At 65.3% G+C, this 14,809-nt stretch carries 15 protein-coding genes; 12 read left to right on the top strand and 3 right to left on the bottom strand.

The annotated features are described in order from the left end of the window. Nucleotides 1–85: 85 nt before the first annotated feature. The 7 genes from adh (at nucleotide 86) to argB (ending at nucleotide 8,510) form a co-directional block, all read left to right on the top strand. On the top strand, nucleotides 86–1,606 hold the full coding sequence (adh, locus tag E5554_RS21635) for an aldehyde dehydrogenase (RefSeq protein ID WP_136188441.1): 1,521 nt from the start codon (nucleotides 86–88) through the stop codon (nucleotides 1,604–1,606). A 138-nt stretch (nucleotides 1,607–1,744) separates the two neighbouring features. Then, the gene (locus E5554_RS21630) at nucleotides 1,745–2,137 is read left to right on the top strand and encodes a DUF779 domain-containing protein (RefSeq protein WP_004208356.1); all 393 of its coding nucleotides are present in this window, start codon (nucleotides 1,745–1,747) and stop codon (nucleotides 2,135–2,137) included. Continuing rightward, the gene (locus E5554_RS21625; RefSeq protein ID WP_136188041.1) at nucleotides 2,127–3,428 is read left to right on the top strand and encodes a DUF3422 domain-containing protein; all 1,302 of its coding nucleotides are present in this window, start codon (nucleotides 2,127–2,129) and stop codon (nucleotides 3,426–3,428) included. The genes E5554_RS21630 and E5554_RS21625 overlap by 11 nt, the downstream gene beginning before the upstream one ends. A 42-nt stretch (nucleotides 3,429–3,470) precedes the next feature. After that, nucleotides 3,471–4,622, top strand: a complete 1,152-nt coding sequence (locus E5554_RS21620; protein ID WP_210729782.1) for an FIST N-terminal domain-containing protein — start codon at nucleotides 3,471–3,473, stop codon at nucleotides 4,620–4,622. Further along, entirely contained in the window at nucleotides 4,619–6,868 is a 2,250-nt protein-coding gene (locus tag E5554_RS21615; protein WP_136188040.1) for a NahK/ErcS family hybrid sensor histidine kinase/response regulator, read from the top strand. The genes E5554_RS21620 and E5554_RS21615 overlap by 4 nt, the downstream gene beginning before the upstream one ends. A 66-nt stretch (nucleotides 6,869–6,934) precedes the next feature. Further along, the gene (locus E5554_RS21610; RefSeq protein WP_010338459.1) at nucleotides 6,935–7,567 is read left to right on the top strand and encodes a queuosine precursor transporter; all 633 of its coding nucleotides are present in this window, start codon (nucleotides 6,935–6,937) and stop codon (nucleotides 7,565–7,567) included. Between the two features lie 25 nt (nucleotides 7,568–7,592). Continuing rightward, on the top strand, nucleotides 7,593–8,510 hold the full coding sequence (argB, locus tag E5554_RS21605) for an acetylglutamate kinase (RefSeq protein ID WP_004208351.1): 918 nt from the start codon (nucleotides 7,593–7,595) through the stop codon (nucleotides 8,508–8,510). 8 nt (nucleotides 8,511–8,518) lie between these two features. Here the strand turns inward: argB and E5554_RS21600 are convergent, their stop codons facing one another. Beyond that, nucleotides 8,519–9,040: a GNAT family N-acetyltransferase gene (locus E5554_RS21600; RefSeq protein ID WP_136188039.1), complete on the bottom strand. Its 522-nt coding sequence runs from the start codon at nucleotides 9,038–9,040 to the stop codon at nucleotides 8,519–8,521. A gap of 160 nt (nucleotides 9,041–9,200) precedes the next feature. Here E5554_RS21600 and E5554_RS21595 point away from each other — a divergent pair, with 160 nt between their 5' ends. The 5 genes from E5554_RS21595 to E5554_RS21575 all read left to right on the top strand — a co-directional run bounded on the left by E5554_RS21595 (nucleotide 9,201) and on the right by E5554_RS21575 (nucleotide 12,106). Next, entirely contained in the window at nucleotides 9,201–9,494 is a 294-nt protein-coding gene (locus E5554_RS21595; protein ID WP_136188038.1) for a YggT family protein, read from the top strand. A 140-nt stretch (nucleotides 9,495–9,634) separates the two neighbouring features. After that, a complete protein-coding gene (locus tag E5554_RS21590; protein ID WP_029547849.1) occupies nucleotides 9,635–9,958 on the top strand; it encodes a DUF167 family protein in 324 nt (107 codons plus the stop codon). Next, nucleotides 9,955–10,848, top strand: a complete 894-nt coding sequence (gene folD, locus E5554_RS21585) for a bifunctional methylenetetrahydrofolate dehydrogenase/methenyltetrahydrofolate cyclohydrolase FolD (RefSeq protein ID WP_010338455.1) — start codon at nucleotides 9,955–9,957, stop codon at nucleotides 10,846–10,848. The genes E5554_RS21590 and folD overlap by 4 nt, the downstream gene beginning before the upstream one ends. Next, complete coding sequence (locus E5554_RS21580) at nucleotides 10,845–11,492, top strand: hypothetical protein (RefSeq protein WP_010338454.1); 648 nt, start codon at nucleotides 10,845–10,847, stop codon at nucleotides 11,490–11,492. Before folD ends, E5554_RS21580 begins: the two co-directional genes overlap by 4 nt. Continuing rightward, nucleotides 11,489–12,106 carry a MarC family protein gene (locus tag E5554_RS21575; RefSeq protein ID WP_004208345.1) on the top strand — a complete coding sequence of 206 codons (618 nt, stop codon included), beginning with the start codon at nucleotides 11,489–11,491 and terminating at the stop codon, nucleotides 12,104–12,106. Before E5554_RS21580 ends, E5554_RS21575 begins: the two co-directional genes overlap by 4 nt. A gap of 157 nt (nucleotides 12,107–12,263) precedes the next feature. On the opposite strand, the gene E5554_RS21570 is transcribed toward E5554_RS21575, so the two are convergent. Together E5554_RS21570 and E5554_RS21565 are read right to left on the bottom strand one after the other, a co-directional pair. After that, entirely contained in the window at nucleotides 12,264–13,031 is a 768-nt protein-coding gene (locus E5554_RS21570; RefSeq protein WP_136188037.1) for a response regulator transcription factor, read from the bottom strand. 13 nt (nucleotides 13,032–13,044) lie between these two features. Continuing rightward, nucleotides 13,045–14,799, bottom strand: a complete 1,755-nt coding sequence (locus E5554_RS21565; protein ID WP_136188036.1) for a methanol/ethanol family PQQ-dependent dehydrogenase — start codon at nucleotides 14,797–14,799, stop codon at nucleotides 13,045–13,047. Nucleotides 14,800–14,809: the final 10 nt, after the last annotated feature.

Below are 14,809 nucleotides of genomic sequence, written 5' to 3'. Positions count from 1 at the left end.
CGAAGGTCCAATTGCACCGGCGGCCGGCTTTGCCATCTTCTGAAGGCTGAAAGACGATCACAAAATCGACCCAGGAGACAAGATGATGCTGCAACAGGCGCTGGATAAATTCGCCGGCCAGACCCTGATCCGCGACCGCTACGACAATTATATCGGCGGCCAGTGGACGGCACCGGCCAAGGGCCAGTATTTCGACAATATCTCGCCGGTCACCGGTCAGGTCGTGTGCCAGGTCGCGCGCGGCACGGCGGAGGATATCGAGGCCGCGCTCGACGCCGCCCATGCCGCCAAGGACGCCTGGGGCAAGATGTCGTCGACGCAGCGGTCGAACATCCTGCTCAAGATGGCCGATCGCATGGAGGCCAATCTCGACATCATCGCGCTGGCCGAGACGATCGACAATGGCAAGCCGATCCGCGAGACCACCCATGCCGACATTCCGCTCGCCATCGATCATTTCCGCTATTTCGCCGGCTGCGCCCGCGCCCAGGAAGGATCGATCAGCGAGATCGACCATGACACCATCGCCTATCATTTCCACGAGCCGTTGGGCGTCGTCGGCCAGATCATTCCCTGGAACTTCCCGATCCTGATGGCGGTGTGGAAGCTGGCGCCCGCGCTCGCCGCCGGCAACTGCATCGTGCTGAAGCCCGCCGAGCAGACGCCGATGTCGGTGCTGGTGCTGGCCGAGATCATCGGCGACCTGCTGCCGCCCGGCGTGCTCAACATCGTCAACGGCTTTGGCGTGGAAGCGGGCAAGCCGCTGGCGTCGAACAAGCGGATAGCCAAGATCGCCTTCACCGGCGAGACCACGACCGGCCGCCTGATCATGCAATATGCCTCGGAAAACCTGATCCCCGTCACGCTGGAACTGGGCGGCAAGTCGCCCAACATCTTCTTCGAGGATGTGATGGATGCGGACGATGATTATTTCGACAAATGCCTCGAAGGCTTCGCCATGTTCGCGCTCAACCAGGGTGAGGTCTGCACCTGCCCCAGCCGTGCGCTGATCCAGGAATCGATCTACGAGAAGTTCATCGAACGGGCGATCGCGCGGGTAAAGGCGATCAAGCAGGGCAGTCCGCTCGATCCCTCGACGATGATCGGCGCCCAGGCGTCGAACGACCAGCTCGAAAAGATCCTCTCCTACATCGCGATCGGCAAGGAAGAGGGCGCGCAAGTGCTGACCGGCGGCGATCGCGCCACCCATGACGGCGAACTGGCCGATGGCTTCTATGTGACGCCCACCGTGCTCAAAGGGCATAACAGGATGCGCATTTTCCAGGAGGAGATTTTCGGCCCGGTGCTGGCCGTCACCACCTTCAAGGACGAGGCGGAGGCGCTCGCCATCGCCAATGACACGCTCTACGGCCTGGGCGCGGGCGTGTGGACCCGCGATGGCGCCCGTGCCTATCGCATGGGTCGGGGCATCCAGGCCGGTCGCGTCTGGACCAACTGCTACCACGCCTATCCGGCCCATGCGGCCTTCGGTGGTTACAAGCAGTCGGGCATCGGCCGCGAAAATCACAAGATGATGCTCGACCATTATCAGCAGACCAAGAATCTGCTGGTCAGCTACAGCCCCAAGGCGCTGGGCTTCTTCTGACGGATCCACAGCGGAGCGCCCCTTCTCTCTCCTTTCTCGGCGCTCCGCACCTTTGGCGGGCATCCTCCCCCGGATGCTCGCCAGCTTTGGTTCTGCCAATGTTGCCAATGGCGGTTTTGGTTCTGAAGGATCGGATCGATGGCCGATTGTCCTGCCCGCATTCTCGCCACGCCCGCGGCCGATGCGCTGATCGCGCGCCTGACCGACCAGCATGGCCCGCTGATGTTCCACCAGTCGGGCGGCTGCTGCGACGGTTCGGCGCCGATGTGCTTCCCGCGCGGCGAGTTCCGGGTCGGCCCGCAGGATGTGCTGCTGGGCCATGTCGCGGGCGATGTGCCGGTGTGGATCGGCGCGGCCCAGTTCGAATATTGGCGCCATACCCAGGTGACGATCGACGTGGTGCCGGGGCGGGGCGCCGGCATGTCGCTCGAAAGCCCGGAAGGGCAGCGCTTCATCGTCCGCTCGCGCGTCTTCACCGATGCGGAGGCGGATCTGCTGGAAGCCGCTGGAGAGCCGGCGCGTGGTGGCTGAGCGGCGCTTCACCGAACATGCGCTACGCCCGCAGGTGGTGGGCGAGATGCAGTTGCGCCGCGAGCCCGCGCTGACGGTCCCCGCGCGGATGATCCAGCTTGTCCGCCTGCTCGATGCGGACGCGCGCACGGCGGAACTGGAGGCCGTGCCCGCCATGCCGGGCGATCTGCGTCCGGGGCATGACAGCCGCCATCGCGAGACCCGACTGGGCGCCGATATCCATCTTCACTGGGAACAGCATAGCGAGGCCAGCACGGTCACCCTGGTGCGCGGCGGCAGCGATCCGGTCGGCTGGGATTTCCCCGACGCGGTCGACGCCCGTGCGGCGATCGCCTGGGCCGAATATCTGCCGGGCGCGGTGATCCGCGCCGTGCGGCTGGCGATCGTTGCGGATGAAGGCGCCGCCGCGGAGCTGGTGGCCAGTGCCGGCTTCCCGGCGGGCCAGCTCGTTACCTGCCATGTCGGTGGCGGCGCACGCATCTGGACCGATTTTCGCATCCATGATGATGGCTATGGCAGGATGGTGGTGGCCGCCAACGGCCTGCTGCCCGGCGATCTTGCCCGCTGCGTCCAGCGGCTGCAGGAACTGGGCAATTATCGCAATCTGGCGCTGCTTGGCCTGCCGCCCGCGCGCACGGCCTGGGCCGATCTCGACTGGCTGGAACAGGCGCTGGAGCAGGTCGGCCGTGCGCTGGCCGCCGGCGAGGTGCGCGATGATGTGCTGCTGGGAAAACTGATTCAGTTGTCCGCCGACATATTGTCGATCGACAGCGGCTGCGCCTATCGGATGAGCGCGACCGCCGCCTATGGCCGGATCGTCGCCAGTCGCCTCGCCGAACTGGATGTCGTGCCGATCGCCGGCCATCGCTCGCTCGCCGACTTCACCGAAAGGCGGCTCTGGCCCGCCGTGCGCACCTGCGCGGCGCTGACCGACCGGCTGGCGCTGCTCAACGGCCGCGCGGCGCAGTTCACCGCCCTGCTGCGCACCCGGATCGAAACCCATATCGAGAACCAGAATGGCCGCCTGCTCGCCTCGATGGATCGCAGCGCGCGGATGCAGCTCCAGCTTCAGCAACTGGTCGAAGGGCTGTCGACGGTTGCCGTCAGCTATTATGCGCTGGGCCTGCTCTCCTATCCGCTCAAGGCCGTGGAAAAGCACTGGCCGCGCCTGTCCGCGACGCTGCTGCTGGGGCTTGCCATGCCATTCGTCGCATTGCTGGTCTTCCACCTGATCCACGGCGCCAGAAGCCGGCTTGTTTCGCGTGACAGGCCAGCGGAACCCGCTACATGATAATGCCCCAAAGCATAAGAAAATGGGCGATGGGGAGAGACAATGGCGACAGGCGCAAGGGTAAGGGCAGGGATAGGATTTGCGTCCTCCCATGCCGACGATCCGTTCGAGGCGATGACGGATCTGGTGGATCAACTGGGTACGGAGCCGCTGGCCGGCGCCGTGATCTTCTGTTCCCAGCATTATGACCGGGACAGCCTGGCGCGGGCGATCAACCTGCATAGCGAATGCACCACCGTGATCGGCTGCACCAGCTCGGGCGAACTGACCGATGCGGGCTATGATCATGACAGTCTGACCGTGATCGGCTTTCCCGCCGCCGATTTCTGCATGACCTCCCATTGTTTCGACGACATCGACAATTTCGATCCGGTCGCCGCGCGCGAAATCGTGCGGACGCTGGCGGCGCAGGCGGAACGGGACAGCCGCCGACTGGGCGGGCTGGTCAATCATGTCGCGCTGTTCCTGGTCGACGGCCTCTCGCATCGCGAGGAACTGCTGACCATGACGATCCAGGATGCGCTGGGCGACATTCCGCTGATCGGCGGATCGTCCGGCGACGATCTTGCCTTCCGCCAGACCGCGATCTTCGATGGCGGCCGCTTCCATGCCCGCGCCGCCGTGGTGGCGATCCTCTCCTCGACCCGGCCGATGCACGTCTTCAAGGCGCAGCATTATCAGCCTGGCGCGGCCAAGATGGTGATTACCGGCGCGATCCCGCACGAACGCATCGTGACCGAGATCAATGCAGAGCCGGCCGCGGCCGAATATCTGCGCCTGGCCGGCCATGCCGGCGAGGAACTGGGGATGGAATTTTTCGCGGCGCATCCGCCGATGGTCCGGGCCGGCGGCGAATATCATGTCCGCTCGATCCAGAGCGCCAATGCGGACGGCAGCCTGACCTTCTATTGCGCGATCGACGAAGGGATCGTCCTCAATATCGGCGAGCCGGTGGATCGGATCGCCGGCATGCGCCAGCTCTTCTCCGACCTGCACGCCCGCGTGGGCGAGGTGGACCGGATCATCGCCTTCGACTGCGTGCTCAACCGCATCGATGCCGAACAGCGCCAGATTTCGCGCGATGTTTCAGCCCTCTATGCCGGCAACCGGGTCATCGGCTTCAACACCTATGGCGAGCAATATCATGCGCTGCACGTCAACCAGACCTTCAGCGGATTGGCGATCGGCCGATGAGCGAGCTGCGCACCGCCCTTGAAGCCGACGCGGAGCTGGATGCCCTGCGCGAGGAGGTGCGCAAGCTGCGCAAGATCAACGGCGCGCTGATGGACCGGGTGGAACGTTCGACCGATATGTCGGCCAACGCCTTTTCCATGTTCGAAACCGCCATCTCGCTCGAAGCCAAGGTGCGCGACCGGACGCTCCAGCTGGAGGATGCGCTGGGCCGCCTCGCCAAGGCCAATGCCGATCTGGCCGAGGCCCATGCCGATGCGGACGCCGCGCAGGTGCGCCTGCGCGATGCGATCGAATCGATCAACGAAGGCTTCGTGCTGTTCGATGCCGAAGACCGGCTGATCCTCTACAATGAAGCCTATCTCGGCTTCTGGCCGCAGGTCGCCGAGCGGCTGGACCAGAATCTGACCTTCCACGACATCGCCCGCATCGCCGCCCACAGCCAGGGACCGGCCGGGGCTCAGGTCGCGCCCGATCGCTGGGTGTCGGATCGCCTGGCCAAGCACGGCATCGCCGATGGCGGCCAGGTGCAGCGGCTGGCCGATGGTCGCTGGATACAGATCAACGAACTGCGCACCAGCGAAGGCGGCATCGTCGGCATCTATACCGACATTACCGAGGCGAAGGCGGAGGATGCCCGCGCCCGTGCCCGCGAACTGGCCGAACGCAACGTCGTGCTGCAATCCACGCTCGACAATCTGTCGGAGGGGGTCTGCGTGTTCGACGGCAATGGACAGCTGGCCGCCTGGAACGACGCGCTGCGCCGGCTGCTCGCTTTGCCGGAAAATTTCGCTGGCGCGCTTGGCAGCCATGCCGAATTGCAGCGCTGGTGCCGCGAGACGCTGGCGATGAATGATCAGGGCTGCCTCGACTGGCGCGGGGGCGGCGCGGATCAGCAGGCGATGGTCTGCCTCTGCACCGCTGGGGAACGGCATTTCGAATTGCGCAGCAACGCCATGGCCGATGGTGGCCAGGTGTTCGGCTTCACCGACGTCACCGACATGCTGCGCGCCCAGGCCAGCCTTCAGGAAACCGCCGAGACGCTGGAACGGCGCGTGTCAGAACGCACCGGCGAACTGGTCGACCTCAACCGCAAGCTGGAAGGGGAAGTGGCCGAGCGCCGCGCGATCGAGGCGGCGCTGATCGATGCCAAGATCGTCGCGGAAAAGGCGAACCTGTCCAAGACCCGCTTCCTCGCCGCCGCCAGCCATGATCTGCTCCAGCCGCTCAATGCCGCGCGGCTGTTCGTCGCGGCGCTGGGCGATCGGCGGCTGGCGCTGCCGACCCGCGCGCTGGTCAACCAGACCTCGACCGCGCTCGACTCGGTTGAGGATCTGCTGGAGGCGCTGCTGGAAATCTCGCGCCTGGATGCCGGCGCGATCCAGCCGGAAATCGGCCCGTTCCGTATCGACCGACTGCTCCAGACGCTGAATGTCGAATTCGCCCCCATGGCCCGATCGGCCGGCCTTGCCTTCCGGATCGAGGCGCAGCCGCTCTGGGTCGAAACCGACCTGCGCCTGCTGCGCCGCATCCTCCAGAATTTCATCTCCAACGCCATCCGCTACACGCCGCGCGGCACGGTTTCGGTCGCCTGTATCCAGCATGACGACCGGGTGGAGATCAGCGTGACCGACAGTGGCCCCGGCATCGCGCCCGAGCAGCAGGCGCTGATCTTCGAGGAGTTTCGCCGGCTCGACACCCGCAGCCAGGGCAAGGGGCTGGGCCTCGCCATCGTCAAGCGGGCCAGCGACATGCTGGGCCACCCCATCACCTTGCGCTCGCAGCCGGGGCAGGGGGCGACCTTCGCCATCGCCCTCCCCATCGGCCAGCCTCAGCGCGAGGAGGATGGCGATACCGGCCAGCCGACCCGCGACCGGTCGATGCGCGACCTGTCGGTGCTGGTGGTCGACAATGAAAAGCAGATCCAGTCGGGCATGCGCACCCTGCTCACCGGCTGGGGGTGCAGCGTCGTCACCGCCGACGGCTATGACCAGGCGGCCGCGCTGTTCGCCGATGGCCGCCGGCCCGACATCATCCTGGTCGACTATCATCTCAAGGACGGGGAAACCGGCGACACGGTCATCACCCGCCTGCACGATCATTTCGGCGTCCGCATCCCCGCCGTCATGATCTCGGCCGATCGCGGCGAACCGCTCAAGACCCAGCTCGCCGCCGCCAACATCCCCCTGCTCAACAAGCCGGTAAAGCCCGCGCAACTGCGCGCGCTGCTGCGCACCATGCTGGCCTGAAAGGGGACGGGACAGGGCGTGCCGCGCCATCTTCCCCCGCAGGCCGAATCCCGGTAAGGGCTGGCGATGACTTCATCGCCCGCGCCGCTGACCCGCTCCCTCTTCGTCTTTTCCATCCTTTATGGCGGCATGGTCTGCATGGCCGGCGTGCTGGGGGTGAAACAGGTCGCCCTGGGGCCGCTCGCGGTGGAGGCCGGCATCTTCGCCTTCCTGCTGCTGGTCATCATTTCCAGCGCCGTGTCGGAACTGCACGGGCAAAAGACCGCGACCGCGCTGGTGCGCCTGGGCTTCGTGCCGCTGCTGGTGTCGGCCGCGCTCATTCATATCGTCATCGCCCTGCCGCATGATCCGGGCATGTATCCGCCCGCCGTCGATGCCTTCCCGATCGTCGTGGGACAGGGGTCGCGCATGATGCTGGCGGGCCTCATTTCCTATGGCACGTCGCAGACGCTCAACGTCTTCATCTTTTCGCGACTGGCCGGGGGAGAGGGCCGTCTGGTCTGGCTGCGCGGCATGGTGGCCAGCGTCGTGTCGCAGATTGTCGACACCCTGCTGTTCATCACCATCTCCTTCTATGGCGAGCGACCGATCATGGACCTGATGGTCGGGCAGATGATTACCAAGGTGCTGCTGTCGATCATCCTGGTGCCGCCGCTCATCTCCGCAGCGGTTGCATTGGGCCGTCGCCTCGATCGATAACTTGCCGTAGCGCGCATATGGGCTTATGCGCGCGCGCATGACCAGCAACTACGCCCCCGATCCCGCGCTCCTCGCGAAGGCCGAAACCCTTGTCGAGGCGCTGCCCTATATGCAGCGCTATGCGGGCAAGACCTTCGTCGTGAAATATGGCGGCCATGCCATGGGCGATCCGGAGGCGGCGCGCGACTTCGCCGAGGACGTCGTCCTGATGAAGGCGGTCGGCATCAATGTCGTCGTCGTCCATGGCGGCGGACCGCAGATCGGCGCGATGCTCAAGAAGCTGGGCGTCGAATCGCAGTTCGTGAACGGCCTGCGCGTCACCGACAAGGAAACCGCCCAGATCGCCGAAATGGTGCTGGCCGGCTCCATCAACAAGGAAATCGTCGGCTGGATCAGCGGCGCGGGTGGCCGCGCGGTCGGCATCTCGGGCAAGGATGGCGGCCTCGTCCTGTGCGAGAAGGTCGGTCACAGCCGCGCGCCCGATCCCAATTCGGGCATCGAACGCCATGTCGACCTGGGCTTCGTCGGCGATCCGGTCTCGGTCGATCGTCGCATCCTCGACACGCTGACCCAGGACGGCATCATCCCGGTGGTCGCGCCCGTGGGCATCGGCGCCGACGGCCATACCTATAATGTCAACGCCGACACCATGGCCGGCGCGATCGCTGCCGAACTTCAGGCGTCGCGCTTCTTCCTGCTGACCGACGTGCCGGGCGTGCTCAACAAGGACAAGGAATTGCTGACCGATCTCGATCCGGCGGCGATCCATGCGTTGCAGGTCGACGGCACCATCACCGGCGGCATGATCCCGAAGCTGGAAACCTGCGTCAAGGCGGTCGAGAGCGGCGTCGACGCCGCCGTCATCCTGGATGGCCGGGTGCCGCACGCCATGCTGCTGGAAATCTTCACCGATCGCGGTGCGGGCACGCTGATCCGCAAATAAGCGCCGATTTACCGGAGCAGGATCGCCGGATCAGCCCAGTAGATGCGCTTTTCCGGCAGGGTCCGGCCGTCCGGGCCGGGCTTGTCCCAATCCTCGACCTCGATCCCGCCGCGCGAGGCATAGAAGCCGCGCGCGGCCTGGTTGTCGCTGTAGCACCACAGGAACAGGCCGGTCTGCGGCCAACCCTCGATCGCCCATTGCGCCCCGCGCGCCAGCAAAGCGGTGCCAAGGCCGGTGCCGCGCGCGGCAGGCAGGGCGTGGAGATTGTCGACCAGCGTGCCCCAGCGATCATCGGCCCCGCCAATGATGCAGGTGAAGCCCATCGGCTGCCCGGCCCGTTCGGCGATGATGATGCGCTGTCCCGGCGCCGGATGTTCGAGCCGCTGTGTCCATGTGGCCAGCCGCTCGGCCTCGATCCCGCCCGCCAGATAGGCCGGGTCCATGATATGAGCATAGGCGATGCGCCAGCTTTCCACATGCATGGCGGCGATCAGCGGGGCATCGGCGGGGGAGGCGTCACGAAAATCCATGGCCCAGCTATAGCGCGACAGGCTGGTCCTCCTACCCCTTCCTGCTGAGCAGGCTTTTGCAGAACTATGGCGTCCTTTGGTGGAATAAGGGACTGTCGCGACTTGTGGCCGGCCCCATGCCTCGGCTAGAGCGAGCGCCAACCGCTCTTTCGGAGACCGCATGGCCTACGCCCTCTATCAGACCATCGTCATCCTGCTCGACGTGCTGTGGTGGATCATCATCATCCAGGCCGTCATGAGCTGGCTGATCGCCTTCAACGTCGTCAACATGGGCAGCGATTTCGTGCGCACCGTGATGGTCGCGCTCGATCGGATGACGGCGCCCATCTATAATCCGATCCGCCGGATCATGCCGGACCTCGGCGCGCTCGACCTGACGCCGATGGTCGTCCTGCTGGGCATTCTCATCATCCGCCAGGCGATCCTGCCGCCGCTCTTCTCCAGCCTGATGTGACCGGCTGTTTGAAAAATCGCGAAAGAGCGATTTTTCAGCGCGGTACCAGCCCGCTCCCCCGCCCAACCACCCGATCCAGTGTCATCCTGTCGGGTGGTTGGGCGGGGGAGCGGGCTGGTACCGGCTTTCTCAAACAGTCTCTGACCGGCTGGCGCCGGGACGGGGATGACCTCATTCTGGCGGTCCGCCTGACGCCCGGCGCCACGCGCGAGGATGTCGGCGGGCGCTGGACCGACGAACATGGCGCGCACTGGCTGTCCGCCCGCGTGCGCGCCGTGCCGGAAAAGGGAAAGGCCAATGCGGCGCTGATCGCGCTGCTGGCCAAGCGGCTGGATTGGCCCAGGGGCGCGATTTTGCTGGAATCGGGTGATACCAACCGGCTAAAGCGATTGCGGATACAGGGCGGGGCGCAGGCGTTGGACCGGCTGACCGCCATCATCGAGACATGGATAGACGCGACATGACGATCGGCAAGATTATCGACGGCAAGGCTTTTGCGGCCGGACTGCGGGACAAGGTGGCCGATGGCGTCGCCGCCTTCGTGGAACAGACGGGCCGCAAGCCGGGTCTGGCCGTGGTGCTGGTGGGCGAAGATCCCGCGAGCAGCGTCTATGTCCGCAACAAGGGCAAGATGACCCTGGCCGCCGGCATGGAAAGCTTCGAGTTCAAGCGCCCCGACAGCATCGGCGAGGATGACTTGCTCGACCTGATCGAGGAACTGAACCATGACGACCGGGTCGACGGCATCCTGGTCCAGTTGCCGCTGCCCAAGCATATCGATGAAGCGGCGGTGATCGCCGCGATCGACCCGGCCAAGGATGTCGATGGCTTCCATGTCGTCAATACGGGGCGCCTAGCCACCGGGCAGGATGCGCTGGTGCCCTGCACGCCGCTGGGCTGCATCATGCTGCTGAAGGATGAGCTGGGCGACCTGTCGGGCATGGAGGCGGTCGTAGTCGGTCGTTCCAACATCGTCGGCAAGCCGATGGCGGCGCTGCTGCTGGCCGAAAATTGCACCGTCACCATCGCCCATAGCCGCACCCGCGACATCGCCAGCATCGTCCACCGCGCCGACATCGTGGTTGCCGCCGTCGGCCGCGCCGAAATGGTGAAGGGCGAATGGATCAAGCCGGGCGCGACGGTGATCGACGTCGGCATCAACCGCGTGGTCGATACCGAAGATGGCAAGGGCCGGATCGTCGGCGATGTCGCCACGGCCGAAGCGCTGTCCCATGTCCGCGCCATCACCCCGGTCCCCGGCGGCGTCGGCCCGATGACGATCGCGGTGCTGCTGCGCAACACGCTGGTCGCCGCCCATGCGCGCGCGGGCCTCGCCAAGCCGGAGGGGCTGTGAAGGGGCGCGGCGCGCTCCTCGCCCTCAGTCTGGTGATGCTGGTCGCGGCCAAGCCGCCGATGCGTTACCAGCCCGATCCCAGCTCGGTGATCGCGGCCGAAATCGCCTTCAACCGGCTTGCCCAGCAAAAGGGACAATGGACCGCCTTTCGCGAAACGGCGGCGGACGACGCCGTGATGTTCGTGCCGCAGCGGGTGGTGGCGAAGGACTGGCTGAAGAAGCAGGCGGACCCGCCGGCCTCGGTCAGCTGGTCGCCCTCGATCGTCTATGTCTCCTGCGACGGCCTGCTCGCCGCCAGCACCGGCAACTGGAAACGGCCGGACGGATCGGTCGGCTATTTCACCACCCTGTGGCGGCGCGACAAGAAGGGCCGCTGGCAGTGGATACTCGATCATGGCGATCGTCTGGCGACCGAACGGGACGCGCCGGAATTTCTGACCGGCAAGGTTGCGACCTGCAAGCGCGGCGCGCGGCCCGAAGGTCCGCCCCCGGCAAAGGGGGAGGCGCCACCGGTGCCGCAGGATGACAGCCTGATCTGGTCCGCCGATGTCGCGACCGATGGCAGCCGCCGGGTCACCGTCCGCATGTGGAACGGGACCGGCTATGATGTGGTGATCGACGACAAGGTGGGGGCGCCGTCATGATGGAATTGTTCATATCCGCTTTCGTCACCCTGTTCGTGGTGATCGATCCGCCGGGCTGCGCGCCCATTTATGCCAGCCTGACCAGCGGGGCGAGCATCGCCCAGCGCCGGTCGATGGCGATCCGCGCGGTCGGCATTGCCGCCGCCATCCTGCTGGTCTTCGCCCTGTGGGGCAAGCAGCTGCTGGGCGTGCTGGGCATCGAACTGGACAGTTTCCGCATTGCCGGCGGCATCATGCTGTTCATGATCGCGATGGACATGGTGTTCGAAAAGCGCACCCAGCGGCGCGAGGATCGGGCGCAGAAGATCGCCGAGACGCCGGAGGTGGAGGATGTCTCCGTCTTCCCGATGGCGATGCCGATGATCGCCGGGCCGGGCTCGATCGCGACCGTCATGCTGCTGATGTCGCGCGCCGACGGCATGGTCGACCGGCTGGTCGTGCTGGTCGCGGTGGCGGTGACGCTGGTGCTGATGCTGGGCGCCTTGCTGGCGGCCGGGCCGCTGATGGCGATCCTGGGCACCAAGATCGAGGCGGTGATTACCCGCCTGCTTGGCGTGCTGCTCGCCGCGCTCGCGGCGCAGTTCGTGATCGACGGGCTGAAGGCCAGCTTCTGACCCGTCCCTTCCTGTCCTACAGCCCCTGTTCCATGCTAATCGGGAACAGGGGACGATAGGGATGGGGCGCGCAACATGATTTCCAACATCGGCATCAAAATGTCGAAATGTGCGGGAAATATGCGAAGTTAAGCGCGGGATTTCCTATTTTCCGCGCTCAATTGTCGCCGTCGAAATGGACCCGGTTGGCCAGGATCACCGCCTGGGTCCGGCTGAAGACGTTGAGCTTCTGCAGGATCGCAGAGACATGCGCCTTCACCGTGGTCATCGATACGCTCAGGTCATGGGCGATCTGCTTGTTCAGCCGGCCATGGACCAGATGGGTCAGCACGATCCGCTGCTGCGGTGTCAGGCTGCCGATCCGGGTCAGGATATCGGCTTCCTCGGCGCTTTCCTGCGGCGCCTCGTCGATCGCGTCGGGCATGTAGATTTCACCGGACACCACCCGGTGCAGCGCATCGACGATGGCGCTGCGCTTCATCGACTTGGGGATGAACCCAGCCGCGCCGGCGCCCAGCGCCTCGCGCACGATTCCCCGGTCGAACGCGCCTGACACCATCACCACCGGCAGGATCGGGTGGCGGCTGCGCAGCAGTTTCAGGCCATCGAGCCGCTTCACGTCGGGGATATTGAGGTCGAGCAGCACCAGGTCGAAATTGGACTGTTTCTCCAGCGTCACCAGCGCTTCCTCCAGGCTGGCCGCCTCGAAAATCTCGCAGCCGTCGAAGCTGACCGCGATCACGCTGCGCAGCCCGTCGCGCACCAGCGGGTGATCGTCGACGATCAGCACCCTTTCCATCATCGCGTCATTATCTTCGACCTGCATGTCCGCCCCCTGGCCATGATGATGGATCATAGGCGGGGGCGCGGCAAATTGCCCGCGATTTCCGCCGTGCATATGCTGTCCGCGCCCCATGACGATCATCGTCCTCGCCTCCTTATTTGGCCAGCTTGAACACCCAGAGCGAACCGCCCTGATTGATGTCCTTGAAGGACTTGGCCACTTCGCCGCCCCATAGCGGCACCGCGCCGCCCCAGCCGGACATGACGGCGACATATTGCTCGCCATCCTGTTCCCAGGTGACCGGCGATCCGACCACGCCCGACCCGGTCTGGAACTTCCACAATTCCTTGCCGGTCTTGGCGTCGAAGGCCTTCAGATAGCCTTCGGGCGTGCCGGTGAAGACCAGATTGCCGGCGGTGGACAGCACGCCGCCCCACAGCGGCGCCTTGTTCTTATATTCCCAGACGATCTTGCCGGTCCTGGGGTCCATCGCCCGCAATGCGCCGATATGATCCTCGGCGATCGGCTTGATGGTGAAGCCCGCACCCAGATAGGCGGCGCCTTTCTTGTAGGCGATCGGCTCGTTCCAGATGTCCATGCCCCAGTCGTTGGACGGGATGTAGAACAGGCCGGTGTCCTTGCTATAGGCCATCGGCATCCAGTTCTTGCCGCCTAGGAAGCTGGGTGAGGAGAAGACGGTGCTGCCCTTCTCGGTCGCGCTTGGCGCGCCGGGGCGACCGGCCGGGATCACGATCGGCTTGCCATTCTTGTCATAGCCGCTGGCCCAGGTCGTCTGCATGACGAAGCGGTTGGCGCTGACGAACTTGCCGTTGGTCCGGTTGAGCACGAAGAAATAACCGTTGCGGTCCGCCTTGGCGCCCAGCTTCATCGGCTTGCCGTTGATCGTCGCGTCGAACGGGATGAACTCGTTGACCCCGTCGAAATCCCAGCCGTCATGCGGGGTGGTCTGGTAATGCCATTTGATCACGCCGGTTTCGGGATCGATGGCCAGCGTCGACGCGGTGTAGAGATTGTCGCCGGGCCGCAAATGGCTGTTCCAGGGGGCCGGGTTGCCGGTGCCGAAATAGAGAAGATTGGTTTCCGGGTCATAGGTGCCACCCAGCCAGGTTGCGCCGCCGCCGGTCTTGTAGAGATCGCCTTGCCAGGTCGCATTGAGCTTGCCGGTGATGCCATTATCCTTGCCGCGCAAGGTGCCCATGTTGCCTTCGATCACCGGGCGGTGCCAGATCAGCTCGCCGGTATCGACGTCGCGGGCCTCGACTGCGCCGACGATGCCGAACTCGCCCCCCGAATTGCCGGTGATGACCATGCCCCTGACGATCAGCGGCGCGGCGGTCGCGCTGTAGCCGGCCTTGTAGTCGGCGATCTGCTTGTTCCACACCACCTTGCCGGTATGGCGATTGAGCGCCACCAGCCGCGCGTCGAGCGTGGCGAAGATGATCTTGTCGCCATGGATTGCCGCGCCGCGATTGACGACGTCGCAGCATGGCATGATGTCGTCGGGCAGGCGGGCATTATATTCCCATTTCTCCTCGCCGGTGCGGGAGTCGAAGGCATAGAGCCGCGAATAGGAACCGGTGACATAGATGGTGCCGTCATAGACCAGCGGCTGGGACTCCTGGCCGCGCTGCTTCTCGCCACCCAGTGACGAGGCGAAGGCGGGCACCAGCTTGCTGACGGTGTCGGTGTTGATCTGGTTGAGCGTGCTGAAACGCTGCGCCTGCGGTCCCATGCCATAGGTCAGCACGTCGCCGGTCGATGCGGCATCGTTCATCAGGTCGGCATCGGTCGGCCCGCCCGCCGCATCGGCCGCCAGCAGTGGCGCGGCCCCGGCCACCAGCGCGATCGCGGCTGCCCCCAGGAACGAACGCGTGAAACGTCCCGTCATAGTCATCCTC

The organism is Sphingobium sp. PAMC28499 (assembly GCF_004795815.1).
In the GTDB taxonomy this organism is placed as follows: domain Bacteria; phylum Pseudomonadota; class Alphaproteobacteria; order Sphingomonadales; family Sphingomonadaceae; genus Sphingobium; species Sphingobium yanoikuyae.
Note: the sequence above shows the minus strand (reverse complement) of the source record. Positions and strands in the feature narration are given on the sequence as shown.

Bases quoted from the DNA above. Each gene is read 5' to 3' on its own strand.
- adh (WP_136188441.1), top strand. From the start codon at position 86: ATGCTGCAACAGGCGCTGGATAAATTCGCCGGCCAGACCCTGATCCGC.
- E5554_RS21630 (WP_004208356.1), top strand. From the start codon at position 1,745: ATGGCCGATTGTCCTGCCCGCATTCTCGCCACGCCCGCGGCCGATGCG.
- E5554_RS21620 (WP_210729782.1), top strand. From the start codon at position 3,471: ATGGCGACAGGCGCAAGGGTAAGGGCAGGGATAGGATTTGCGTCCTCC.
- E5554_RS21615 (WP_136188040.1), top strand. From the start codon at position 4,619: ATGAGCGAGCTGCGCACCGCCCTTGAAGCCGACGCGGAGCTGGATGCC.
- E5554_RS21610 (WP_010338459.1), top strand. From the start codon at position 6,935: ATGACTTCATCGCCCGCGCCGCTGACCCGCTCCCTCTTCGTCTTTTCC.
- argB (WP_004208351.1), top strand. From the start codon at position 7,593: ATGCGCGCGCGCATGACCAGCAACTACGCCCCCGATCCCGCGCTCCTC.
- E5554_RS21600 (WP_136188039.1), bottom strand. From the start codon at position 9,040: ATGGATTTTCGTGACGCCTCCCCCGCCGATGCCCCGCTGATCGCCGCC.
- E5554_RS21595 (WP_136188038.1), top strand. From the start codon at position 9,201: ATGGCCTACGCCCTCTATCAGACCATCGTCATCCTGCTCGACGTGCTG.
- folD (WP_010338455.1), top strand. From the start codon at position 9,955: ATGACGATCGGCAAGATTATCGACGGCAAGGCTTTTGCGGCCGGACTG.
- E5554_RS21575 (WP_004208345.1), top strand. From the start codon at position 11,489: ATGATGGAATTGTTCATATCCGCTTTCGTCACCCTGTTCGTGGTGATC.
- E5554_RS21570 (WP_136188037.1), bottom strand. From the start codon at position 13,031: ATGATCGTCATGGGGCGCGGACAGCATATGCACGGCGGAAATCGCGGG.
- E5554_RS21565 (WP_136188036.1), bottom strand. From the start codon at position 14,799: ATGACGGGACGTTTCACGCGTTCGTTCCTGGGGGCAGCCGCGATCGCG.